At 38.5% G+C, this 24,646-nt stretch carries 23 protein-coding genes; 11 read left to right on the top strand and 12 right to left on the bottom strand.

Annotation, left to right across the window (positions count from 1 at the left end):
• The first annotated feature begins 5 nt into the window (after window positions 1-5).
• The 5 genes from G7074_RS15205 (at window position 6) to G7074_RS15185 (ending at window position 6,579) form a co-directional block, all read left to right on the top strand.
• Window positions 6-1,607 (top strand): solute:sodium symporter family transporter, encoded by a 1,602-nt coding sequence (locus tag G7074_RS15205; RefSeq protein ID WP_166209372.1) that lies wholly within the window; start codon window positions 6-8, stop codon window positions 1,605-1,607.
• 157 nt (window positions 1,608-1,764) lie between these two features.
• Window positions 1,765-2,223, top strand: a complete 459-nt coding sequence (locus tag G7074_RS15200) for a MaoC family dehydratase (protein WP_124561862.1) — start codon at window positions 1,765-1,767, stop codon at window positions 2,221-2,223.
• Window positions 2,224-2,486: 263 nt separating this feature from the next.
• The gene (locus G7074_RS15195) at window positions 2,487-3,056 is read left to right on the top strand and encodes a dihydrofolate reductase family protein (RefSeq protein ID WP_124561863.1); all 570 of its coding nucleotides are present in this window, start codon (window positions 2,487-2,489) and stop codon (window positions 3,054-3,056) included.
• Between the two features lie 333 nt (window positions 3,057-3,389).
• Window positions 3,390-3,986, top strand: coding sequence for a GIN domain-containing protein (locus G7074_RS15190; RefSeq protein ID WP_166209369.1), 597 nt, complete (start codon window positions 3,390-3,392; stop codon window positions 3,984-3,986).
• A 445-nt stretch (window positions 3,987-4,431) separates the two neighbouring features.
• The gene (locus G7074_RS15185; RefSeq protein ID WP_166209366.1) at window positions 4,432-6,579 is read left to right on the top strand and encodes an alpha-N-acetylglucosaminidase; all 2,148 of its coding nucleotides are present in this window, start codon (window positions 4,432-4,434) and stop codon (window positions 6,577-6,579) included.
• Here G7074_RS15185 and G7074_RS15180 read toward each other — a convergent pair.
• The 8 genes from G7074_RS15180 to G7074_RS15145 form a co-directional block, all read right to left on the bottom strand.
• Window positions 6,521-7,063 (bottom strand): LacI family DNA-binding transcriptional regulator, encoded by a 543-nt coding sequence (locus G7074_RS15180; protein WP_166209364.1) that lies wholly within the window; start codon window positions 7,061-7,063, stop codon window positions 6,521-6,523. The genes G7074_RS15185 and G7074_RS15180 overlap by 59 nt on opposite strands.
• Window positions 7,033-8,505 carry a right-handed parallel beta-helix repeat-containing protein gene (locus G7074_RS15175; RefSeq protein ID WP_166209362.1) on the bottom strand — a complete coding sequence of 491 codons (1,473 nt, stop codon included), beginning with the start codon at window positions 8,503-8,505 and terminating at the stop codon, window positions 7,033-7,035. The genes G7074_RS15180 and G7074_RS15175 overlap by 31 nt, the downstream gene beginning before the upstream one ends.
• Before the next feature lie 75 nt (window positions 8,506-8,580).
• On the bottom strand, window positions 8,581-9,888 hold the full coding sequence (locus G7074_RS15170; RefSeq protein ID WP_124561868.1) for an IPT/TIG domain-containing protein: 1,308 nt from the start codon (window positions 9,886-9,888) through the stop codon (window positions 8,581-8,583).
• Between the two features lie 33 nt (window positions 9,889-9,921).
• Complete coding sequence (locus G7074_RS15165) at window positions 9,922-11,790, bottom strand: RagB/SusD family nutrient uptake outer membrane protein (protein WP_124561869.1); 1,869 nt, start codon at window positions 11,788-11,790, stop codon at window positions 9,922-9,924.
• A gap of 22 nt (window positions 11,791-11,812) precedes the next feature.
• A complete protein-coding gene (locus G7074_RS15160; protein ID WP_166209359.1) occupies window positions 11,813-15,235 on the bottom strand; it encodes a TonB-dependent receptor in 3,423 nt (1,140 codons plus the stop codon).
• Window positions 15,236-15,406: 171 nt separating this feature from the next.
• Window positions 15,407-15,886 carry a FecR family protein gene (locus tag G7074_RS15155; RefSeq protein ID WP_240916318.1) on the bottom strand — a complete coding sequence of 160 codons (480 nt, stop codon included), beginning with the start codon at window positions 15,884-15,886 and terminating at the stop codon, window positions 15,407-15,409.
• Window positions 15,887-15,986: 100 nt separating this feature from the next.
• Complete coding sequence (locus tag G7074_RS15150; RefSeq protein WP_166209356.1) at window positions 15,987-16,601, bottom strand: hypothetical protein; 615 nt, start codon at window positions 16,599-16,601, stop codon at window positions 15,987-15,989.
• Window positions 16,602-16,669: 68 nt separating this feature from the next.
• The gene (locus G7074_RS15145; RefSeq protein ID WP_124561871.1) at window positions 16,670-17,257 is read right to left on the bottom strand and encodes an RNA polymerase sigma factor; all 588 of its coding nucleotides are present in this window, start codon (window positions 17,255-17,257) and stop codon (window positions 16,670-16,672) included.
• Between the two features lie 158 nt (window positions 17,258-17,415).
• On the opposite strand from G7074_RS15145, the gene G7074_RS15140 reads away from it, so the two are divergent.
• From G7074_RS15140 to G7074_RS15120, 5 genes are all read left to right on the top strand, one after another.
• Window positions 17,416-17,568 (top strand): hypothetical protein, encoded by a 153-nt coding sequence (locus G7074_RS15140; RefSeq protein ID WP_166209353.1) that lies wholly within the window; start codon window positions 17,416-17,418, stop codon window positions 17,566-17,568.
• Between the two features lie 215 nt (window positions 17,569-17,783).
• Window positions 17,784-18,515, top strand: a complete 732-nt coding sequence (locus tag G7074_RS15135; protein ID WP_166209350.1) for a LytTR family DNA-binding domain-containing protein — start codon at window positions 17,784-17,786, stop codon at window positions 18,513-18,515.
• 214 nt (window positions 18,516-18,729) lie between these two features.
• A complete protein-coding gene (locus G7074_RS15130) occupies window positions 18,730-19,857 on the top strand; it encodes a sensor histidine kinase (RefSeq protein ID WP_166209347.1) in 1,128 nt (375 codons plus the stop codon).
• Between the two features lie 202 nt (window positions 19,858-20,059).
• Window positions 20,060-20,503 (top strand): hypothetical protein, encoded by a 444-nt coding sequence (locus tag G7074_RS15125; protein WP_166209344.1) that lies wholly within the window; start codon window positions 20,060-20,062, stop codon window positions 20,501-20,503.
• 518 nt (window positions 20,504-21,021) lie between these two features.
• A complete protein-coding gene (locus tag G7074_RS15120) occupies window positions 21,022-21,618 on the top strand; it encodes a GIN domain-containing protein (RefSeq protein ID WP_166209341.1) in 597 nt (198 codons plus the stop codon).
• A 62-nt stretch (window positions 21,619-21,680) separates the two neighbouring features.
• Here G7074_RS15120 and G7074_RS15115 read toward each other — a convergent pair whose 3' ends face one another.
• The 3 genes from G7074_RS15115 to G7074_RS27620 form a co-directional block, all read right to left on the bottom strand.
• Window positions 21,681-21,905 carry a hypothetical protein gene (locus G7074_RS15115; protein WP_166209338.1) on the bottom strand — a complete coding sequence of 75 codons (225 nt, stop codon included), beginning with the start codon at window positions 21,903-21,905 and terminating at the stop codon, window positions 21,681-21,683.
• A gap of 354 nt (window positions 21,906-22,259) precedes the next feature.
• Window positions 22,260-22,853, bottom strand: coding sequence for a DsbA family protein (locus tag G7074_RS26655; RefSeq protein WP_205944063.1), 594 nt, complete (start codon window positions 22,851-22,853; stop codon window positions 22,260-22,262).
• Window positions 22,854-22,888: 35 nt separating this feature from the next.
• A complete protein-coding gene (locus tag G7074_RS27620; RefSeq protein WP_205944062.1) occupies window positions 22,889-23,203 on the bottom strand; it encodes a DsbA family protein in 315 nt (104 codons plus the stop codon).
• A gap of 127 nt (window positions 23,204-23,330) precedes the next feature.
• Here G7074_RS27620 and G7074_RS15105 point away from each other — a divergent pair, with 127 nt between their 5' ends.
• Window positions 23,331-23,699 carry a helix-turn-helix domain-containing protein gene (locus G7074_RS15105; protein WP_166209335.1) on the top strand — a complete coding sequence of 123 codons (369 nt, stop codon included), beginning with the start codon at window positions 23,331-23,333 and terminating at the stop codon, window positions 23,697-23,699.
• Between the two features lie 41 nt (window positions 23,700-23,740).
• Here the strand turns inward: G7074_RS15105 and G7074_RS15100 are convergent, their stop codons facing one another.
• Window positions 23,741-24,406, bottom strand: coding sequence for an FAD-binding oxidoreductase (locus G7074_RS15100; RefSeq protein ID WP_166209332.1), 666 nt, complete (start codon window positions 24,404-24,406; stop codon window positions 23,741-23,743).
• Window positions 24,407-24,646 lie beyond the last annotated feature (240 nt).

The following is a 24,646-nucleotide window of genomic DNA, read 5'->3' as shown; positions in this document are numbered from 1 at the left end:
CTCCAATGAACTCCATTGCCTTCATTACTTTTCTTGTAGTCACTTTCCTGGTTGGTCTGATTTCCTGGTTCAAAACCAGAAGGCATAAGATAACAACCTCAACAGGCCTTTTTCTGGCTAACCGTACATTAAGTTTTACTGCCGTTGGCAGTGCATTGTTTTTCACCAATATCAGCGCCGCTGAGTTCGTTGGCAGCAGTGAATCGGTTTATATAAACAACATGACAGTAATGGCCTGGGGAGTTAGCTCTGTTTTTGCGATGCTGATTGTATCTGAATTCGTAATTCCGGTCTATCTGAAGGGAGCCATGTCTACCACTCCAGATTTTTTGGAAAACAGGTATGACCCAGCGACAAAGAAACTGGTTTCCTTCATATTTCTGATCAGCTATATGGTGAACCTGTTACCAATTGTGCTCTATAGTGGCGCTGTTGCGTTAAATGGCTTATTTCACTTTTCAGACGTATGGCACATTAGTTACACAGGTAGTATCTGGATACTGGTTTGGTGTATTGGTCTTGTTGGCAGTTTGTACTCTATTTTAGGAGGTTTAAAGGCAATTGTAATCTCCGATCTTGTTTTGGGGATATGTATGTTTACCGGTGCATTGTTATTGGCTTACTTCGGATTAAGCCATGTTGGCCATGGTAATCTTCAACAAGGAATACACACTATCCTTAATTCAAAAACAGAACATTTTAATTCAATAGGTACATCAACCGATGCAATACCTTTTTCAACAATCTTTACCGGAATGATTCTGATGAATCTCTTTTATTGGGGTACTGAACAGGTTATTGTTCAACAAGCTCTTGCCTCCTCTGATCTAAAAACCAGCCAGAAAGGTATTGCCCTTGCCTGCGCAGGAAAACTACTTGGCCCACTCCTTTTTATATTACCCGGAATTATTGCCGTTCATATGTACAGTAAGGTACAAAATACCACTGAAGTGTTTTCAATGGTAGTAAGTGATGTATCTCCGCCCATCCTTAGCGGATTTATTGCCGCAGTTATTTTCGGAGCCGCAATTACTTCTTTTTCTCCAGGCCTTAACAGTGCCAGTACTTTATTTATCCTAAACCTTTATAAACCTTATAAAGAAAAAAAAGGCACAACGGTTACAGAAAAAAGCCTGCTCAGAAATTCAAAAAGATTTGAAATGTTTGCTTCTTTACTCGCCATGTTTATTGCACCGCTGATTATTTTCTCTAATGATAATTTTTACACCTTTATGCAGAAAATGAATGCAGCTTTCAGCATTCCTATCTTTACCATTATGTTTGTTGGTTTCGTAACCAAAAGAGTGCCTCCAATTGCTGCGAAGATAGGGCTCATATTTTGCCTGTTCGGCTACATCCTTACTCAAATATTTTTTGATACGGGTATTCACTTCTTACATGTACTGGCTTTACTTTTCATTTCGACAACCGTAATTATGCTCTTAATTGGCTGGTTTTACCCCATGCAAACTGCTTATTTACCCCAGGACAAAGGCGTTGTAGATTTAAAACCATGGAAAAACCGCCACTGGGTTAATGCCCTTCTACTCATCATCATGGTAATGCTGTTTTTGGTGTTTTCTAAATTAGGCATTGCAAAAAACTAATAACACCATAAGGCACAGGAAGATATTTTAAAAAGCCATGCAAATAACCCGATAACGACAGCGCTTCGGCAGTGTTTTAGCTACAGCGATTATCCCAAACCAAACAAGTTGATTAAAATATTGTATATTACTCAGGTAAATAACATTGCAGATCCTTATGGTAATCATTGACAGTTTTGAAGAATATAGTGCGTACTTGGGCAAGCAGATTGGCGAATCAAACTGGCATAAGATAGAGCAAAAGCAGATCAACAAATTTGCGGAGGCAACTCTTGATTTTCAGTGGATACATGTAGATACGGAGAAGGCACGTTTAGATAGTGCATTTGGGTCAACAATTGCCCATGGTTATTTAACCCTATCACTCATTCCCTATTTATGGAAGCAGATTGCAGATATAAGAGGTGTAAAAATGGAAGTAAATTACGGAATAGAGAAGTTTAAGTTTAACCGTCCGGTTTTGGTCGACGATCAAGTGCAACTCCGCGCAAAGTTAATTTCAATTTCAGACCTGAGAGGCATTACAAAAGTTGTAATCCAGGCAGATCTCGATATTATGGGGCAGACAAAAACTGCATATACCGGAAATGTGATATTCTTATACCATTTCAATTAAAAGATAAAACCTTTCCATTTCCCTGTTTACCAATATCAATTTTTTGAAAATCTATTACAACTTTAGTAAAAGCCGAAAATAAATAAGCTTTACCCTTCTCAAATGCTAATCTTCTAAATATGGTTCTGGATTAAATACCTGCATCAACTACTGCAAGGTTAAACTTTAATCCGTTAAGCACCCTATTATTGTCGCAATTCCACCTCACGGGGCGCTTTAATCCTCATTAAATTTGGTTTATAATTTAACCTAATGTAAACAACATGAGAAAGATCAGAATTTTTGAACATATTTCCCTTGATGGTATAATAGAACACGACGGAGACTACACCTATGGCGCATGGACTACACCTTACCGCAGCCCTGCTGGAGCGGCAATGCTTTTTGAAGCATACGGACCAAACTTTGATCTACTACTTGCCCGCCATACTTACGATATATTTAGCGGTTTTTGGCCAAATGCCGGAGATTTCCCAATGGCAAATGCAATAAATGCTGCAACTAAATTTATTGTAACCCACAGACCGGCTAGTCTGGAGTGGGGACCGGTGCAAGGTCTTAATGAGGATGTTGTAGAGGCGATTCGCACACTTAAATCAACCGGAGGACCAGACCTGATTGTAGTAGGAAGCTCGACACTAACTTCATTACTGCTTGACCATGGACTAGCCGATGAGGTAGTACTCATTACCTATCCGGTATTGCTTGGCCATGGCAAACGCTTGTTGGCCGATACTATCGATGCCCGTGAACTTATTTTTGTTGACTCGAAAGCTACACCTACTGGTTTGCTCATCAACACCTATAAACACGCTGGCGCGTTAAAAAAATAAAACCCAGCTTAAAGGCATATCATCCATATTAACTGCATCGTATGCCTAAATGTACTCCTGCCTCACTCCTCTGTCACCTTTCCATAGCTAAAAAATCGAATGATTTAAGTTACACCGGTTGAAGTGAAGCAATCATTCTGCTTATAGTTTTACCGCAATAAGGATGTTTTTCTAAAAAGACGAGTCATTTTTCGCCCGATTTAAAACGGCGTTCGTCGAGAAGTTACAGCCGTTGGTATAATACGGCCAAAACCGCTGAAACGTTTCTCATCTCTTGCCGTCTTATTATTAAAACATTCACAAAATATTCTAAAACTATAAAACGAAAATATTATGAAAACTTCATTCTCAACCCTAGCAAAATCATTAATGGCAGCTATTGTTTTAAGCACTTCAATCTTCTCTACAACTGTTATGGCTACCGAAAAACAACCTGTTAAAATCTCTGCTCCAAAAAACTTCGATAAAGTAGTAGTGAGCGGAAATGTAGAAGTAACCCTGATCCAAAACGGAACTGAAGGCATTAGCTATGCGGATGACAATAGCGGAAAAGTAAAAGTGATCCAGGATGGAACAGCTTTAAAAATTACCTCAGCAGATAACCAGGTAGCTAAAGTTACTGTTTATGTAAAAAGCATTTACCGCGTAATGGCATCTGATGATGCGGTTGTAAAAACAACAGGTAAATTAAATGTAACTAATCTTCAGGTACTTTTAAGCGGAAATGCAGTAGCCAAAATCGACTCGAAAACTGAAAGCTTATATACTGTTATTGCAGACCGTGCAGATTTAAAATTAAGCGGAACTACTCAAAACCATAGCCTGGTAATGGGAAGCACACCAAAATTAAACTTAGATCGTTTCGCTGCTGTAAATACAGAAATGAATACTCCGGAAGCTACAATCCAAACTGCAGCCTTATCAAAATAAGCATCACAAATTTTTAATACAAGAAAAGCGGCCATGGTCGCTTTTTACGTTTTTGGCCATTCTACAAAGGAGCCAACAACATAGCGACTTAAAGGGATCAGATTGTCTTTTTTCCTATTACATTATACTTCAGTGTTGAACAGCTATTAATCCGATGAATTTTTGGAAATATTATCTGCTGGCAAAAGCCTAGGATTAATACTTCTTTTGACCAAGATCTTTCTTAAAAGAGATACAAAAATAAAATAAGCCATAATGCTTTCTCTGCTCCTATTCGAGGGATGCAAAAAAGAATAAAATAATGAAAAATCACACAATCGATTGTACCGATCAATACAATCGATTGTGTGGTTCTTATAGCGGATAACAGGGTGGTTCACTGATTGTTTTACATCATATTTTAAGTTAGTTTCGGTCTATTTGAAACAAAAAACCGAACTGATTTATGCGAAAATTCCATTATTTAATTTTACTCTTACTTCCTTTAAACCTTCTAGCCCAGCAGTTCAAGCCTGTACAGGATTTGATTAAACGAAGAGTGCCATGGCTAGAAAATCAAATTGTTTTTAAGTCTCTTAAAAGCAATCAGAGAGACCTTATCGAATTACAAAGCATAGGAAACAAAGTGGTTATTAGTGCTTCTGGCCCCAATGCTGCTGCAGTTGGGTTAAATTGGTATTTAAAATACTTTTGCCATCGTTCTATGTCGCATATGGGAGATAACCTTGCTCCTGTATCACCAATTCCAGCAGTAAAAAATGTAATCACTCTTGAGGCACCAGCCCAATACCGATATGCTTTAAACTACTGCACCTATAATTATACCATGAGTTTTTATGATTGGAAAGACTGGGAACATGAGCTCGACTGGATGGCTTTGAATGGTGTAAATCTAATGCTTACGGTAACCGGGATGGAAACCGTGTGGCAAAATACATTAAAACAAATCGGATATTCTAATCAGGAGATTGATGATTTTTTAGTTGGCCCAGCCTATACCGCATGGTGGCTTATGGGAAACATACAAGGCTGGGGAGGCCCGATGCCCCAAAGCCAGATTGATGGGCGTAAAATACTGCAGAAAAGGATAATAGAACGAATGAGAGCATTCGGAATAGAACCTGTACTTCAAGGTTTTTATGGCATGGTTCCAAGCTCTTTGAAAAGCAAATCTAAAGCTGCAATCATCGATCAAAAGACCTGGGGAGCATTCAAGCGTCCGGACATCTTAACTCCAGGCAACCCTGACTTTTCCAGGATTGCAGCAATATATTATAAAGAACTGCAGCAGGCATACGGCAAAAATATCCGTTTTTTTGCTGGTGATCCATTTCATGAAGGTGGGATTACCGATGGTATAGATTTAAGCATGGCAGGCCACTCTATTCAGGTTGAAATGCAAAAGAGTTTTCCTGGATCAACCTGGATTTTGCAGGGTTGGCAGGACAATCCCAAGCAACATATGTTAGAAGGGCTCGATAAATCGCATATACTTGTGCAGGAATTATTTGGAGAATTCACCAATAATTGGGAGAAAAGAAATGGCTACGATGCTACACCATTTATCTGGTGTGTTGTCAATAATTTCGGCGAAAGGCCAGGGCTATATGGTAAGTTACAGCGTTTTGCAGACGAGGTTAACCGCATTGAAAAAAGCCCGTACCAAAACCTTTTAAAAGGCGTGGGGATTATGCCTGAAGGACTGAACAATAACCCTCCGGTTTACGATCTGATGTTGGAACTCGGTTGGAGAAAAGACCACGTAGATGTTAAAAAATGGTTGACCAATTTCACAAGATATCGCTATGGGGGTTCAAACAACCATATTGATGACGCCTGGCAGGGTTTTCTTGAAACAATCTATCAAAGTATTCCGGGTTATCAGGAAGGGGCTAGTGAATCGGTATTTTGTATCCGTCCGGCCTTGGATTCCCTGCCCGTATCCCACTGGGGAACGCGGCTAAGGAACTATGATGCCGTGAAATTTAAAAAAGCTGCCTTGGAGTTTGCAGAAGCAGGTCCTGAATTTCAGCATTCAGACACTTATCAGATTGATCTGATTAACCTCATGAGGCAAATATTGGCCAATGATGGAGAACTTGTTTTCAAGGCAATGACAAAGGCCTACAAGGAAAAGAATACTAAACAATTTAAGTTATTCTCTGATCAGTTCCTCAATATGATTCGTTTAACAGACGAACTGTTATCCACTCATCCTTACTATCAGTTGAATACATACAAAACCCAGGCTTTGAATCTTGGAAAAACCAAACAGGAGAAGGAATTGAATATCAAGAATGCGATGATGTTGATTACCTATTGGGGCGAAAATGTGCGCAACGAGGATAATCTCCATGAATATGCTTATAAGGAATGGGGAGGATTAATGAAGGACTTTTATCTGGTAAGATGGGAGATGTATATAAACTACTTGAAGGGCAACCTAGAGGGTAAAACCATGCAGGCTCCTGACTTTTTTATCTGGGAGCGCGCATGGGTAAATCAAAATCTGGAGATAAAGGCCCAAAGCCAGTCTAAACCTTTAAACCAGGTAGTTGCTGAAATTCTAAAATTGAAAATAGATGCTCAATAGCCGGATATGGCTTATCTGCTACAATATTCCTATTGTCTAGAACGACTACAGGAATATTGTATCTTTTGAACTCTTCGAACTGCCCGGCATCCTCGGTAGATTTGGTAACAGCAATCAATATACCATCTACCCGATGGTTTTTCATATTATTAAGGATTTGTTTTTCTCGCTCAGGGTCTTCAAATGACTGAGCGAAAATTACATTATAATTTTTACGGTGTGAGTAACATTCTATTTCACTCAAGGCAGTACAATAAAAAGCTTCTGAAATATCGGGTAGTACAATTCCTATGGTAAAAGTTTTTCCTTGCTTAAGAAATACTGCATTTTGATTGGGATGATAGTTTAGTTCTTTGGCTATTTTATTAACCCTCATTGTGGTAACCAGACCAATGCTTGGATGTCCGCGAAGTGCTCTGGATACAGTTGATGGATCGATATTTAGTCGTCTGGCTATATCTTTGATTGTTGGAATCTTTTCCATTTTCTGCTTAAATTAGAGTAAAACTTAGGACTAACTATTTTTAAGATGGAATTGGCATCCTGTCCACTATTTTTTTTCCAGTCCCGGAAACCAACTGGGTTGCCACTTGTACTATCCCAAATCCATTGTGGTTGACCAGTAGTATAATAGGTGTTATGATCGATAGTGTTTCCGCTTCCTGTTGAGCTATATTTATGAATCAGCAGGTCTTTAGGCCGGGCGTAGATCAGATTATTTTTTATTACATTGTTGTAGCAGTGTTCGGTTAGCCTGAGTTCCCCTTCAACTTCATTTGAATAGCCTAAGTCTTTATTATTACAATAAATGGTATTGTTGACCACAAAACAATTATAGGTGCCACCACCTGTGTAACCAACATATCCGCCCAGGTAAATCCCGGCAAGCGAACAGCTAGAAACAAGGTTATTCCTAACGGTACATTCCTGGGTTGGAAAGTTGTTGGTCTCGCTAACGATACCGATTCCACGACCACAATCTTTTATCAGGTTTCTTTCTACAATGATATTCCTGGCACCATCAACGTAAATCCCGATAGCCCCATTGTGGTCTTTGAAAGCTGGTATTGGACCAGTTTTACCATCAAGATTGAACACTTCATTATCCGCGATAATACCATTACGTGCATAATTATATGCTGGGTTGATATTAGCTGCGTAACCACCAGCAGCCACAATCCCTATGTTTTCGCCATTATAAACCTTATTTTTTCTGACTTCAAAACCATCTACATAACCATTTATCGTTAAGTTCTCACTATAGCCTGTATTACAGTCAAAAATTTCGTTTTCTTCTACTAAAATTTTTGTCATGACAACAGCCGTATTTCCAATCACGTGTATACCATGCCCGCTTCTGCCCATTTCAGCCGAAGCATTATTTTCAATATTGTATATTCTGTTCTTTCTTAAGGTAATGTTGCTTGAACCAGCCTTTACTGCTATACCATCCACATTTACAAATGCTGCTGCACTTTTAAAATTGCAGATATCAAGTCTTTCAATAACGATATAGTTTACTCCGCTTACACTAACCAATGCCTCACTACCCGATACTGAAAGCCCTTCACCGCTTACAATCACACGCTCCATCCGATATGGCTTTAAAGTAATTACTTTATCTTTTTGCCCTCCTCTGGGGAAGTTCAGTTTCTCTTTATATGTCCCGGACCTCACAAAAACAGTAAAACCAGGTTTTACCAGCTCTAATCCTCTCTGAATGGTATTTACAGGTTCATTCAAGGTTCCATTATTTGAATTCTTTCCATTAAGCGCAACATAAATATCTCTGGCGGATGATGATTTTTCAGGATGGTCAGCCCCCCGCAAACTCCTATTGCCCTGTGCAGTCGAAACATTAAAGCATAGCAACATCATCACCAAAAGAAAGAAATTCTTTAAATAAAATATTTTTGATATTTTCATGCTAAAACTCCATTAAGCAGCAGATTAAAGACAATATATCTTCAATCTGCTGTAGTATTTGTGTATTTTAAAGTTTTATTCGGATACGATTTTCCGGACACAATTATTGTTTCTATCCAGTACGTAAACAGTTCCATTCTTATCCACGGTAACTCCGGCAGGGGAACTGAAAGCGGCGGCTTTCCCAATACCATTTACATTCCCTGCAGTGCCGGAACCGGCAAAAGTGCTTACCTCATAGCTCAGTGCGTCTATATACCGGATACTCTGATCTGGATTGGAAAGACCTCCACCACCTGCTCCATTTCCAGCTATGTATAAATTATTTGTCCCATCGATAGACATACCCCAGGGTAAAGAAAATTTTGCGCTTTTCGCCGGTCCATCAAAATAGCCTGCCGTTCCTGAACCAGCAACAATACTCCCTGTCCAGCTACCAGTTAGAAATTTTTTAATCATATGATCACCATGTACAGTGACAAACAGATTGCCTGCATCGTCAAAAGCCATTGCTGAGGGGTAATTAAGGCCGCTAATGACCTGGGTGGTTACCCCTGAGGGCGTAAGCTGATAAACATTTCCAGGCGAATTACAGCTGGTATAAAATACGTTTCCACTTTTCTTATCAAAGGCCACACTCCAGGGCTCCTGATTGGCCCATGCAAGCAAAGTTGCCGTTCCATCTGGAGTTATTTTTCTGATATCCCAGTTACCGGGATCAACACTGTATAAATTCCCTTTGTCATCAATTGTTAAACCGTAAGGAAGACTAAACTTAGCAGCGGTTCCTTTCCCATCCTGATAACCGGCATTACCTGGGTTACCTGCAAAAGTGGTGACATTTCCATCTTTATCAATTTTCCGAATGCATTGGTTACCTACATCGGTAACATATACATTCAGGTTATTATCAACGACAATACCACTGCAACGGTACCAGGATTGACCACTAAAATTAAACTTGGCGTCAGTGCCCTGCCCATTTGCAAATCCGGCAACCCCAGATCCTGCAAGGGTGGTCACGGTTCTCATGTATTCATAAATAAAGGGCGTTTTACTTGTGGTACTTTTACCTCCAATTGTAACAGTAATCACACCCGAACCTGCTTTTTTTGGCACGACAACCATCAACTGTTCCCCATTAACACCTATCACCTTTAATGATTTTCCATTCAGGCTAACCTTAACCTGTGAGGTATCTGTTGTAAAATTACTTCCGTTGATCAGAATTTCTGTGCCACCACTACCTTTTTCAGGAAGGATTTGAGTAATTGTTATCGGTGAGGATGCATCGTGTGTAAAACCTTTTTCTTTTTTGCAGCCTGTAGTCACCACCACCAAAACAGCAATAATGAATAGGCATGCATTTATATATTTTTTCATAATCTTATATGTATTAATAAATAATGAATTTCATCACCAACCTGGATTTTGAACCAATGAAGCATTTTTATCGATGTCGCTCTGCGCAATTGGAAAAAGGTACATCTTATCATTCCACACCCGGGTTTGCAATAATGTACGTTTGTTAAAATCTGCAAAAGCAAATCCTTGGTTGCCATCATTTGTGATGGTATTCATCCTGTAAATGGTTTGCACCTTAGTATCTCCCATCATCAGTCTTCTGATAAGTGTAAAATATCGGTCGCCCTCAAATGCCAATTCCACCTGTCTTTCCTGCAGGATGCGTTTTCTCATTTCAGCTTGATTTCCTACCGAAGAGGGATAAACTGTTTGTAAATCAGGAAGGCCGCCACGCTGCCTTACCAAATTCACATATTTTAAAACATCCGGGTTACTGGGCTCAACCTCATTTAAGGCCTCAGCGTAATTCAGGTACATTTCTGCAAGGCGTAAATGAATAAATGGGCGATAAACAGCTGAGTTTGTTCTAATATTCGATGCAGGGCTTACATTTTTTAAAACATCGTAACCGGTAATGTCACCATTGTTATTCACACCTACTCCTGATTTTCCTGAATAATAAAACTCCGCTCTTCCGGTTCCATCTTTGTTCGCATCAGATGAAAAGAAATTCCGGTCATCCTGTGTAGGTGCTGGTAAAACAGGCTTACCGTTATATTGGATGCTTACATAAAACCTGGCTTCACGATTGGCGTACATGTTGGAATTTCCTTTAATATATCCCCTGTTTAACCCGTCCTTGGATTTACCCCAGTTAGCAGGGTCATCAAATTGAACAAATCCAGTTTCAACATATTGTGACAATGGATCATCGATTGTCCTTCCGTTACGCATATAAAAAGCATCAACAATATTCTGGGTGGCATTTTGCATGTTATACCCTCCCGGATTCGGCGCACAACGCACCTCATGCCCCCACTGCCATGAGTTTGCCATATTGGTTGAAAATAAAATTTCTGCGTTCCAATTTGTAAGAAACAAATTACGGAAAGAGAGATACGGATCAAACTGGCTATCGCCCTCATCCAGATTTGTGAAAAGCCTGTAGCCTGGCAGATCTATTACTGCCTTAGCCGCATTGGCAGCTGCCCACCATTTATTCAAATCATACTGAGATGGTGCTAAAGCTGTTCCATCATGATTTTTCAGACCTGCAAACATGGGGTTTCCATTCCATAATGGACTGGCAGCTAATAAGGTTAACTGAGATTTAACGGCAAGACATGAGGCTTTATTAGCCCTTCCATAATTTGATGAGGAAGACCACGTAGCTGGCAAATTAGTGGCCGCCCTGTCTAACAAATCACTAATGTATGCTACACAGTCATTAAAGGGTACACGAGGATACTTATTATAGTCTTCATTAAGACTTAACTGCTCGGTAATTTTAACAAATGGGCCGTATTGCCTTAACAACTTCCAATAAAACCAGGCTCTTAAAAATAGGGCTTCAGCCTTATATTGTTTCTTTAAATCAGCACCAATTATGGACTCAGACATCTTGTCTATGTTTTGTTCAAAGACAATACTTTGCCTGATTCCTGCATAATCCTGTCCCCAATAATACCAATAATTACTTTGTGCATTCCAGTTTCCGGAAGTCAATTGCCTAACGTTCACTCCTGCAATACTGCAAGAAGTTTCATCACTTGCCCCCAGCATCGTATAATCATCATCAGGAATACCAATACGACCATAAATCTGGTTTAGGTACCCTTCGGCATTTGCTCTGGTTTCCCACAGCATGTCCGAGGTTAGTAGGTTATCTGGTGCTACATCCAAATATTTACAGCCCAGGCCAGACAACAACAAGAACAATCCTATGCTGCCTGAAAGAATATTTTTAAATATATTATTCATCTTAATCATTGTTAAATGGTTATTAAAACTGAGCTCTCACACCAAAAGTCGCCATCCTGGTAATGGGATATTTCGCCCCATTAGATCCCAACTCTGGATCCCATATCTTAAATTTGCTGAAAGTCAAAAGATTCTGTCCAGAAGCGTAGAAGTACAAAAGAGGAAACCCTGCTTTTTTTAATCTTTCTGAACTAAGTGTATAACCAACTGAAGCTTGTTTTAAACGGACATAAGAACCGTCTTTTAGCCAATGCGTACTGCTGAGATAGTTGTTATCGGAAAGCGAGCCTACGGATAAACGGGGATAATATGCATCCTGACGTGGATTATCTATTGTCCACCTGTCCAGCACCTTTGCCATGGTATTGTTGGGATATTGCCCAAGCCCCGAAAAGGGCACGACTCCTACTCCATCTACCCCTGCACCATTTCCGTAAATGCCTGATCCGTTTGCCATGATTCCTACATCTGCAACTCCTTGAAAGAACAAAGACAAATCGATTTTTTTGTAGGCTACAGAGAAACCTGCACCAAATAGCCAGGAAGGAAATGGAGATTTTCCTAATCTTCTTGCATCATAAGCATCAATAACATTGTCACCATTCTGATCAAGATAGCGGATATCACCAGGTTTTACCACACCAAATTTTTGTACTGGTCGTGAATCAATATCTGCTTGATTGGTATAGTAGCCATCAGCTATATAACCTAGGAATTCATTCTGGGCGAAGCCTGCCTTATTTTGATAAGCGTATTTCCTCGCGGGCTCATCAGCGAAAATGATTTTATTTTTGCTGTAAGTAACGTTTCCAAATACCCTTAACGCTACCTTACCAATCTGATCATTATACTCAATGCTCGCATCCATACCACGATTACTCATCTCTCCGATATTAGCATATACCGGGGTTCCCTCTAATCCAACTATCGAAGAGATGGACTCGCGCATGATTAAAATATTCTTACGCCGCTCATCAAATCCATCAACAATAAGATTCAACTTATTAAACAAACCTATTTCAAGGCCGATGTCTCCTTTATATGATTTTTCCCAGGTTAGATTTTCTACCCCTATCAAATTTTCTGTTAAACCACCGTTCCATGTACCGTTTAAACCAAACCCGGTACTTGAACCTCCCCCGATTTGCGTTAGATACGGAAATCTATCTCCCCTGCCAATATTATCATTCCCCACAACGCCATAAGAACCACGAAGCTTTAATAAGGTAAATGTATTGGCCAATGGTTTAAAAAAACGCTCGTTAGAAATCACCCACCCTCCTGATAAAGAGGGGAAAAGACCAAATTTACTTCCCTTTTGAAAATTTTCAGACCCCGTATAACCGGCATTCACTTCCAAAAGGTATTTATCCATATAGCCATAGGTGATTCTACCGGCCAGACTCTGATTACGAAAAGGAATAGCATTGATTACATCCCCTGCAGTACTTTTAAGCCTGTTTCTCATATTATATAGAAACATGGCACCTATACGGTGATTGCTGAAAGTTCGGTCATAGTTCAAATTTCCCTCCAGGTACATGATTCTTTCACCATCGGAACCTTGGCTATAGCCTAAAAACTGTTGTCCTATCCTGTTTTGTACAAACATCAGTTCACCATTACCATCACGACCTATGGCCAGCCAGTTATCATTAACACCTGATCTCCTGTTATTGAAATCTCCATAACTATCAAAAGAGAACCTTGCATAGGATGACAGACCAGGGGTGAGTACATCTAACTTTTGGGTTACCGTAAATACAGATTGTACAGCAGGCCTGAATTCATCGGAATACCCATTGTTTTGTACTGCATTTAGTGGATTAATGCCTCCATTTGGTGTTGGACCAGCCCATTTTCCATCTGGATACCTTGTTGGAAATGCAACAGGTGTCGTGGCATAAGACTGGTACCATAGACTGCCTGCACTAATGCCCGGATATCGCGCATTAACCAACATTGCACCAATATTTAGTTGCAAAAGTGTGCTACTAGTAACATTGACATCGATGTTACTTCTAAAGTCATAACGTTTAAAATTTAGATTAGGATTGTAACCATTTAACTTCTCAACTTTATAAGGCCCTGTTTGGTTGTAAAATGAACTGGAAATATAATACCGTACCGTTTCGGTACCACCATTTATATTTAAGTTTGCGTTGGTTAAAGTAGAATGATCTTTATAAACCTCATCTATCCAGTTTACATTTGGGTATAAATATGGGTCAAGGCCACTAGCTGTTTTCTGAATCTGTTCATTTGAAAAATTAGGTAATAATCCCATGTTGGTCCTGGCCTCATTAAACAACTGCATGTATTGAATTCCATCCAACATTTCAGGTCTTTCCGTAAAACCAGCTATTCCAGTTTCTGCTTTTAAGGATATTTTTGGTTTACCGGCAACCCCTCTTTTTGTCGTAATAATTAAAACTCCATTGGCGCCTTTTGCACCGTACATGGCTGTCGAAGAAGCATCTTTAAGCAGGGAAATACTGGCCACATCTTCAGGATCTATATTATTAAAAGAGCCTCCGAAGGCACTATTAACATCATCACGCTGCACACCGTCTATAATAATAAGAGGTGATGTACTTCCAGTAAAAGTCCCCAGTCCACGAATGGTGAATTGAGAATTATCATAACCTGGTTCGCCGCTGGACTGCATGGAAATGACACCCGCTACTTTACCCGCCAAGGCATTGGAAAGACTCGCTACAGGCGTTCTCATATCAGCCATATTCACAGAACTGATAGAACCAGTTACAGTAATCTTTTTCTGAGTGCCGTAACCGACGACCAAAACCTCAGACAATTCGTCCACTGCTTCTGTGAGTATTACATTTAAGACTGTCTGACCATTTACAGAAACTTCCTTAGTCGTAAAACCGGTGGACGAAAAGATAAGTACGGAATTTGCCGAGGTAACTGCGATACTAAAATCTCCATTATTATTTGTACTGCCCCCACCAGGTTCACCTTTTATCCGAACTGTTACACCCGGAATTCCTAGTCCTTTGCTATCCACAACGCGGCCACGTATGTCAATTGTCCGCAGGGCTAATTTTCCTTTTAAAGAAATTTCTGTTTTTTCTTTGAGGACAACTGTATGGTCTTCTATGGTATAGGATAATGGCTGGCCTTGAAATAGTTTATCCAGAACATCGTCCAGCAACGCTTCTTTAACATTTATATCGACGGGCTTCGCATTTTGCAATAATTCATCCGTATAGATAAAATCATAATTACTTTGCTTTCGTATTTCCTTAAAAACACTTTTAAGGGATACTTTCTTTTTAGAAAGAGTAATCCTTTGGGCAAAACCTGCTGCACTCACCTGCATTATGGTTGCTATTAGTATTACGGTAGTAAATCGCATAATCAGCAGTAGTTTATTGACATGCCTTTTGGGTACACCAAGTTCATTAGTATAATTTTTATACATTTGTTAGTCTGGTTATTCGCAGGTTAACTGTGATCCTAAAGAATCTGAAGTTTTCTGCGGGTTAAAGTTGGTTAAATCGCATTTATTGACTAAGTAATCCAGGCATTGGCCAGTTGTGTTGCAAGCACTTCTGGCTTTTTTCTTTTTAAGATTACTTCATAAGTTAAGTTGTTATTTGGTAACTATAATCCTCCTTTCTTCTATTCTAAAGTGAATCTTATTGGTTAATTCTAATTTTCGGAGTACTTGGGAAACATTACTGAAACGGCTAACAGTACCACCAAATCTATCTTTAGGTTTATCGCCTTCAAATACAACATCGACGTCATACCATCGGGCAATCTTCCTCATTACTGATTCTATGTCTTCGCTTTCAAACATAAAATACCCATTTTTCCAAGCTAAGACCTCATCAATATTAGCTTCAGAAATGGACAGTCCATTGGGGCCTACTATAGCCTGCTCACCAGGAAGAAGGACTTTTTTTGTTCCTGCTGATATAACCTGTACAGATCCTTCAATCAATGTAGTTTTTGTTTGCGGTTCATCTGAATAGCTATTTACATTAAAGTGTGTACCCAACACTTTTATTTCCTGGTTACCGGTTACTACGATAAATGGTATCCTTTGCTTCACTTCTTTATCCTTCATCAGCACTTTTGCCACCTCAAAATATGCTTCCCCTTTAACAACACACGTCGCTCTTTAAGGCCTGCAAATGAAGCAGGATAAGTCAAGACTGAAGCCGCATTTAGTAAAACTCTACTTCCATCAGGCAATATAACCTGGTACTGTCCCCCTTTGGTGTTTCTATTGTATTAGGTGATGCCTCGCCGGTTTTACCCGGTTTTACGCTATAGATTATCTTTCCATTAGCAAGTTTGGTTACCACCACGTTACCCAGCGCAGCCAGTTCCCCATTTTTTGCATCGGTAAGGATTATTTTTCTGCCATTCGCCAATGTAAGTATTGCCTTACTACCACCGGGGGCTATATCCCGAACTAAATCACTTGTATTCTTTTGCTTGGAGAAATAATAGAAAGTTCCTATACTCAATGTAATTAGGATGGCTGCAGCAGCCGCAATTTTCCGCCAATATGAAACCTGCAGTGAGAGGGCTGAAGTTTTATTGTTTTCTTCGGTAATGGTGTTTTGTATTTTATCGTGAAGCCCGGAAATTACTTCAACTGGCATTTCCGTTTGATGGTTGCTATTTACCAATGCCGCTGCATCTTCAGTAATTACAAATTCCCATTCACTTTTATAACTTCCCTCCTCAATCAGCTTAAGTACCTTTTCAAGTTCTATTTTACTACATTGATTGTTTAAATACTTTATAAATAGCTGTATGATCTCGTTGTTCAATTTTTCCTTCATTTGTAACTAATACAAATGGTGACAACAATACATCTACTGTGATGAAAAAAAAATAATTATTTTGTAACAGCTGCCATTAAAAGCAGAACCGCAGTTCGTAAGGAGATAAAACCTCTAATAGTTTTAAGAGCTTTAACCATTTGACTATTAACGGTACTTTCAGAAATACCCAATTCTATTGCAGCTTGTTTATAAGTGAGCCCTTGAATCCGGCAACGAATAAAGACTTCTTTCCTTTGTGCAGGCAAACTATTTATTGCTTCCATGAATATCGAACTGCTTTCAGTATAGTCGATCAGGTGCTCGGTAACATTCTCTTTGCTGATTGTGTTTTTTTTCAACTCCTCCATAATGCTCACTTCATGTTGTGCACGTCTTAACAGATTAAGCAGGTGCCTGCGGGCAATCGTATACAAATATGGCTTAAATGGTTGCTCACAATCAATTTTCTCACGATTTTCCCAAACCTTAATAAAAGTATCATGCACAACATCCTCGGCTAGTGGTGATGACTTAGCCGTCCTTAAGACAAAATAATTTAATTGTTTAACATGTAAATAATACAGACTACTTAGGGCATCGGTATCTCCTTGCGCGAGAAGACTAAGCAGTTTTTTTTCACTGTACTCTTTATAAATGCTCATTTGGTTTGGTTAAAAATTCTAAACTACAAAAATTAACAGAAATTGTACCTGCTAAGAGGTAAATACCTCCGCCGTGTTATTTTTAGAACTAGCCGCTCCATTCATATTAAAATATTTTACGGAAACCTCACCGTTTTGTTGAGTTGAATCCTCAAAAGTTGAAAATAAGCAAAACGAAAAATTCAAAAGATAAAGAAGGTTTTGTATTCGCTCTATCCAACGGAATTGCCGGAGATTTAGCTAAATCAATTACTGGACACCAGGCAAAGACATATGTCACTCCAAGAAACTTAAAAGCTGTAAATATATAGGCCAAAGAGATCAGGGAGGGTTGATCCTTTTCGTTTTCATTAAAATGTCTTTCCAACGAAAATTATAATACACTAAAATCAGCAAGATCATCACTAGAACTTGCTTAGCTTTTCATCACAGCTACACGAATAGCACACTTTCCGTTACAGATAGTACTTTCAGCATGATTTAAACAAAATAAGAATATTTAATTTAGTGAGCCTTAAATTCCTATATGAAAAACATTATTAATTGCGTTATTATTGATGATGATCCGTTTGCAATTAAAGTAATTGCCAATCACATTGCAGAAATCCCTAGGTTACAGGTTTTACAAACCTATACAAATCCAATTAAAGCACTATCTGAGATAAACAGTTTAAAAAATAAACTAGACCTCATTTTTCTTGATATCGATATGCCTGGGCTAACGGGGATCAATTTCGCCGAATCGGTGAGGCATTCTTTCCCGAATATTATCTTTACGACAGCCTTTGCCGAATATGCAATGAAAGCTTTCGACCTGCGGGCTAAACACTATTTATTAAAGCCCATTGACCTTGATATCTTTTCCCAAAAGGTATACACGGTGTTACTTGAATGTTTTGATAATCCTTTGGATGAAGACAGTGATGCATTTTATCTTAGGGTTGGAGAAAGGGGATATCGGGTGAAGGTTTTGAAAGAAGATATTATTTATATCCAGGCTGCTGGAAACTATCTACACATTTTTACTTCTGAAACACATTATACCATCTATTATTCATTGAGGGAGATGGTTCAAAAACTAACCAGCAACACCAAATTTTTCAGAGTACACAAATCTTATATCATAAATGCTGATTATGTACATTCAATTCAAGGGAACACCATACACCTGCAGAAGTATGATGTGCTCATGACTGTTCCATATAAAGAGGATTTTGTCCGGTACCTGGAAGACAACACCCTTCTTTTTAGAAAGTAGATCCTTTATTGCAGAAAATTTGGGGCAACATCAGTCAATGTTGTAGTAACAATGGTCATAGTTGTCTCTGTAGGATCAGTACTTGTTTTCATTTTCGATTCCTTTGATCGAAAAGTAAAGACCGTTTTTTTGGTCAGCTTGGGTGAGATTTGTTTTTTCATGAATCCAAACTAACCCATCAAAAAATCAATATTCAATAACTTATTCAATACCTATGTTGACTTATACGAAAGCCTCTTTCAGCAGAAAAATTGGACTTGAAAATCTAAAAAAAACATATCATTGGCATTTGCTGATTTGGATGCTTTTGATCACCTACGAGTTATCTACTATTTCGTTTGCCATTGGGATAGTAGCAAAACCTGGCCTCATTATCAACCATTATTTGATCAACATCTTTTTCTTCTACTTTAGCTCTTTATGGGTTATTCCCCACTCACTGAGGCATGGTAAGCAATGGGTTTGGAGACTTCCACTTTTTTTAGTCATTGCATTTGCCTTATTGGTTTTAAGTAAGGGCTTGATAGATTATGCCCTAAACTCCTTAGATGAAGAGCAGGGAAGAGCATTAAATTTTAATACAAGATACATCGGAGGAGTAGCTTGGAGAAGTCTCTATTTCTTGGCGCTAGCTTTTCTTTTCTATTATTTCAGAACTTACGTCCAGGAGAGAGATACCCGAGAAAATCTTGAACGCCTAAGCCTGGAAAACCAGGTTAAAGAGCATAGATTGCAACTTGAGTTAAGCCAGGCTAGACAGGCTTACCTAAAAGCACAGATTAATCCTCATTTCCTTTTCAACACGCTCAATTACATCTTTAGCCTAATTCAAAAAAGTGAACCTAAAGCTGCTGAAGCTGTAGTGAGGCTTTCTAAAATAATGCGATTTGCGTTAGATGCTGAGCATGCTGAAGAAAATCCACCACTATCAATTGAAATAGCTCATTCAAAAAGCCTCATTGATCTTTGGCTAATACCAAAATCAGGAACAGCCTATTTAAATTTCAATGTTGATAGGGAGGTTTATAATTACCATTTTATCCACCTTGTTCTACTTACTCTACTGGAAAACATTTTCAAACATGGAAATCTAAGTGACCCATCAGCTCCAGGAATCTTTAACTTACTCATACGCAAAGATAAACTCGTAGTCGAAACAATTAATCTTATCAATACCGATATCAATAGTTCTGGGGAAAGCATAGGACTAGATAATTTGAAGGAGCGGCTTAATAGTGCTTATGGCTCTAAATGTTCCTTTTCTTACAAAAATACGCTGGAAGGATATTTCAGCGTACAGATTGAAGTAGAACTAGTTATACTGAAAAAGGTTAAACTTTAATCCGCTGATTATAAATTAAACAATATACTGATTCGTTAAGCTTCTGAATAACAAAAGGAACATCCATTAGATCTCTGATATTTTACAGGCACAAAAGTGAATCTTAGTGAAAACCTTTTGCTGATATAGTCCCCTCCTGACCAAAATGTGCGTATATTTATTTTGGAGATGGCATATGGTAGCCAAATAATCATCAGTATATATGGAAAAATCATTATGGCGTAAACTGGTATACCTTTGGTGTACAGTAGAGGATAAGAACGGACTCACCCTACCCTTTTTGATTGGGGCAGAAAGAGAATTTGGCGATAGACAAAACTTTAGCTTAGACACCCTATTTGAGGAACTACAAGCTTCTTCACAGCCTTATATTATATCCAGATTTGACGATATAGAGGAATATGTTATTGGGCTCCCAAAGCGTGAATACCCATTCTTGAGTTCACTGCCAAAATACGGGTCACTATACATTAATACTCCTTTTCTTGAAGGCTTTGATTCCATTCTAAAGATTCAAGAACAGCTTTCAGCGATATATGAAGAGAGTATTCAGGATAAAAAATATTCAAAAACAATAGGCTTCGAGTATTGGAGTGAGTTTGACGGAAATGATCAAAACAAGATAAGGACTGCAATGGAAATGTAGCGCTATAAAGGACAAAACCATAAATTTAAATACAAAAGTAAAATTTGCCATAAGCAGGAAAACCAGTCTTTTTTCCTCTCCGATCATCGTTTTTTTTTAAACCACGTAAAGCTGATTCATGGTTAGTAACACTACTTATCTGTCTTTTAAGTAAAGCTATACGACCCCATTGCCTTCTCTTCTCCCTGTTTTTTTACTCTATCTTAAACTATCATCGTATAAATTAGGCCATAGCCAATAGCTAAAGCCGCTATCACTGAAATCAGCCAATACTCATTTGGTCCATCACCCGGCAACCCTGCATGAGAAACTTGCCATCCAATCTGCCAATTGTTTTAGCGGGTGTAACTGGTAATAAAAAAAGACCAGTCATTTTTTACCCGATTTAAAACGCCGTTCGTCGAGAACTTACAGCCGTTGGTATAATACGGCCAAAACCGCTGCAACGTTTAGCACCTCCTAGCGTCTTATTATTAAAACATTCACAAATTATTCTAAAACTATAAAACAAAAATATTATGAAAACTTCAATTTCAACCCTAGCAAAATCATTAATGGCAGCTGTTGTTTTAAGCACTTCAATCTTCTCTACAACTGTGATGGCTACCGAAAAACAACCTGTTAAAATCTCTGCTCCGAAAAACTTCGATAAAGTAGTAGTAAGCGGAAATGTAGAAGTAACCCTGATCCAAAACGGAACTGAAGGCATTAGCTATGCTGAGGACAATAGCGGAAAAGTAAAAGTGATCCAGGATGGAACAGCTTTAAAAATCACTTCTGCGGATAACGAAGTGGCTAAAGTTACTGTTTACGTAAAAAGTATTTACCGCGTAATGGCATCTGATGATGCGGTTGTAAAAACCGAAGGCAAATTAAACGCAACTAATCTTCAGGTATTCTTAAGCGGAAATGCAGTGGCCAAAATCGACTCGAAAACTGAAAGCTTATATACTGTTATTGCAGACCGTTCAGATTTAAAATTAAGCGGAACTACTCAAAACTATAGCCTGGTAATGGGAAGTACACCAAAATTAAACTTAGATCGTTTCGCAGCGGTAAACACAGTAATGAACACTCCGGAAGTTACAGTACAAACTGCAGCATTATCAAAATAAACATTACAAGTTTTTAAAACAAGAAAAGCGACTTCGGTCGCTTTTCTTGTTTTAAATGAGACTTACTTAATAATCAGTATGGTTTTTGGATTGGAAGAAAGTTTAATGTAAACATGCTTTTCCGTTTTATAAGCTTTTATTTCTATGTCAAGTAAAATAGCCGACATCCCTTTTTCATCATATACCAACTGTCCCTCTATCAAGTCTTCAAGTTCATCAATGGTGATATACCTGTTAATCCGCACAACGGACTGTTTTTCTTTTGTTTCAATTATCTTCCTGGACATTCTCATCGTTCACAACCTTAAAGTGTTAAAAGATCTTTCGCAATTGTTTGCAGGCTATCGCTTACATTTTTACAATGTGCCAAATAATCAATTAAAAAATCATCCATTACAGATTAATCAAGCTGCTTCCTAAAACCTAACCAGTAAAACTTGTATAGATAAGGCTTAGTTGATCAATTATAGCGGCATTGAATGATTTATATGATTAAGATAGAAATCCCCATTTCCATACACTCCTCAAATTTTGACTATAACTGATGTTATTTTTGCTTTAAATCATCTAAACAATGAGTTTTGGGCAATCAATATTTTAAATCGTGAACTACATCGCAGTTTAGAAATAGTGAAAGAAGATTAAGCTTTTAGTCGCCAGATGCAACCATTTTTTGTTATTAGCTTTTCAAGGTTTCCTTTAAGCACCAAGTCATTTAATAACTGTTCAGCCACGTTTCGTTTCACACCACAAAGTTCAGTAAATTCTTTAGCAGTAAGCGAAGTATATTTACAAAAAAGTGCTTCCCAGTCTTTACTATATCCTGTTTTGATGGCATTAGGATACAGCTTTAAAACCGCCATTTCATAATGGGTGTAAGGCTTAGCTCCATAAATAAATTCTCTTTCTCCGTTATTTCCTTCAAAAAACAAGGAAGGAAAACCCTTCACACCATATGCTCTGGCCGCTTTCAAATCTGCTTCGAAAGCTGTTTTTGCCGGGCCTTCGAAATCTGATTTTAATTGTTCAATATCCAATCCTGAATTTTTGGCTGCTGTTGCCAGATGTTCCCATCTGGTAATATTCTTTTTCTGCATGAAAACCATTTCTCTTATGCCCCTTAAAAACAAAATCGCCTTTTCCTGATCCTGTAGTTGTGCTGCTTTAAAAGCAATTGATGGTGGATAAGAAGAATCGAGCGGGTCTTCCAGCCAAACATCACCATCAATTGGCATATCGTAATACGTACTTACTTCATCCCAATGATGCGCTACATCTGATGGCTTACTAATCCCCCGCTATTATAGCTCCAATCGGGCAATAAACCACCCATACGATATTCAATTTCTACACTACTGCCATATTCCAGTTTTAGTTTTCTAAGCTGAGGTTCTATTCCCCAACAGGTAGAACAAATCGGGTCGGTAAAATAAATTACTTTAACGGGATTTACTTTCGCCACAACCTCAGTCGCATCAAATTCTTCAGCGCTAAAATCTGGCATTTCACAAATACCAGATTCAGGATTGCACAGCAATGGGTTATTTTTTATAGTGTTGTCTGACATGTTTTTAAGCTTATTCATTCGCTTGTGCAAATTTAAAATCCTGTCAGTTTACAAACGTTATCAGTTTCCAATTAGAAACTACTTACCCATTGGAAACTATCTGGAGTTTCTCTAGTTTTATAGAATAATTGGAAAATTAATTGAGATGAAGAAAAACCAGACGGTAAATAACACTAACATTTGTAAAGGAAGGATAACAGCCATTAAGGATACCATGGAGGTTTTATCGGGCAAGTGGAAGTTTCACATCCTGGGCACCTTGCTCGAAGGTGGTAAAATGCGTTTTATGGATTTGTTGCGCGAAGTAGATGGCATAGCCGCAAAAATGCTTTCAAAAGAATTACAGGACATGGAAATGAACCAACTTGTTAGCCGTACTGTTTTGGATACCAAACCGATTACGGTAGAATATGAAGTTACCCAATATGGTAGCACACTGAAACCCATTATAGATGAAATTGCAAAATGGGGAACGGCTTATAGAAACGCCATGTATGAAAAAACAGATGCTTAACTGAAGTATAGATTTCAAGCCAGCACCAGGGCATTTAACCCTTACTTTTCAAATACAACCATTTCGGGGTTTGCCCCTTTATTTACTAAAATGGCAGCAATCTCTTCTATCATCAAATCCGGACCGCAGATGTAAAACGGTTGATTAAAATCTTCGATATTGGCATTAATGAAAGCTTCGTTAATGCGTGCGTTTTCATAGCGGGTGGATGCCTGGCTACTCAGCAAAAACACAGCATCTTCGCCAAGAATTTCTGTTAACTCTTCTTTGTAAATGATATCGGCTTCAGTTTTATTCGAAAAAAACAGTTTATTGCCTTTTGCTTTTCCTTCCTGATGTAACTGCCTGAGAATAGCTATAAAAGGTGTAATACCCGCGCCACCTGCAATAAAACAACCTTCGCCCTTGTACTCAATGGCTCCCCATGAATCGGAAATCACTAATTGATCGCCAACTTTTAACTGCCCTATCTGATTGGTTACCCCGTCATGATCAGTATAGCATTTTATCGTGAATTCAAGATAAGGTTTATCTGCTAAAGCCGTAAAGGTAAATGGCCGCTTTTGCTCAACCCATTCAGGCTTATTGATGGATACATCGGCAGCATGACCAGGAACAAAATGGTAATTCTCCGGTTTATCAAAACGAAGACACTTTACATTATGTGTTACCTGCGATATTGCATTAATACTAACTGTAAATTCCATAACCTTTGTTTTTAGCTATTTAACATATCTGGCTGCTTTAACAGGCAGACATATATTGGTTGTTTTTCTATATAAAAATGCGAATAAATTTAATGGCTTTATGCATTTAAAGGGCGATAAGTGAATAAACGGTTTACATTTTCAATCAGACCAGTCATTTTTTGCCCGATTTAAAACGGCGTTCGTCGAGAAGTTACAGCCGTTGGTATAATACGGCCAAAACCGCTGAAACGTTTCTCC

Origin of the sequence: Pedobacter sp. HDW13, from assembly GCF_011303555.1 — a bacterium.
Lineage (GTDB): Bacteria > Bacteroidota > Bacteroidia > Sphingobacteriales > Sphingobacteriaceae > Pedobacter.
The sequence above is the reverse complement of the archived record's forward strand: the minus strand, read 5'-3'. Positions and strand labels throughout refer to the sequence as shown.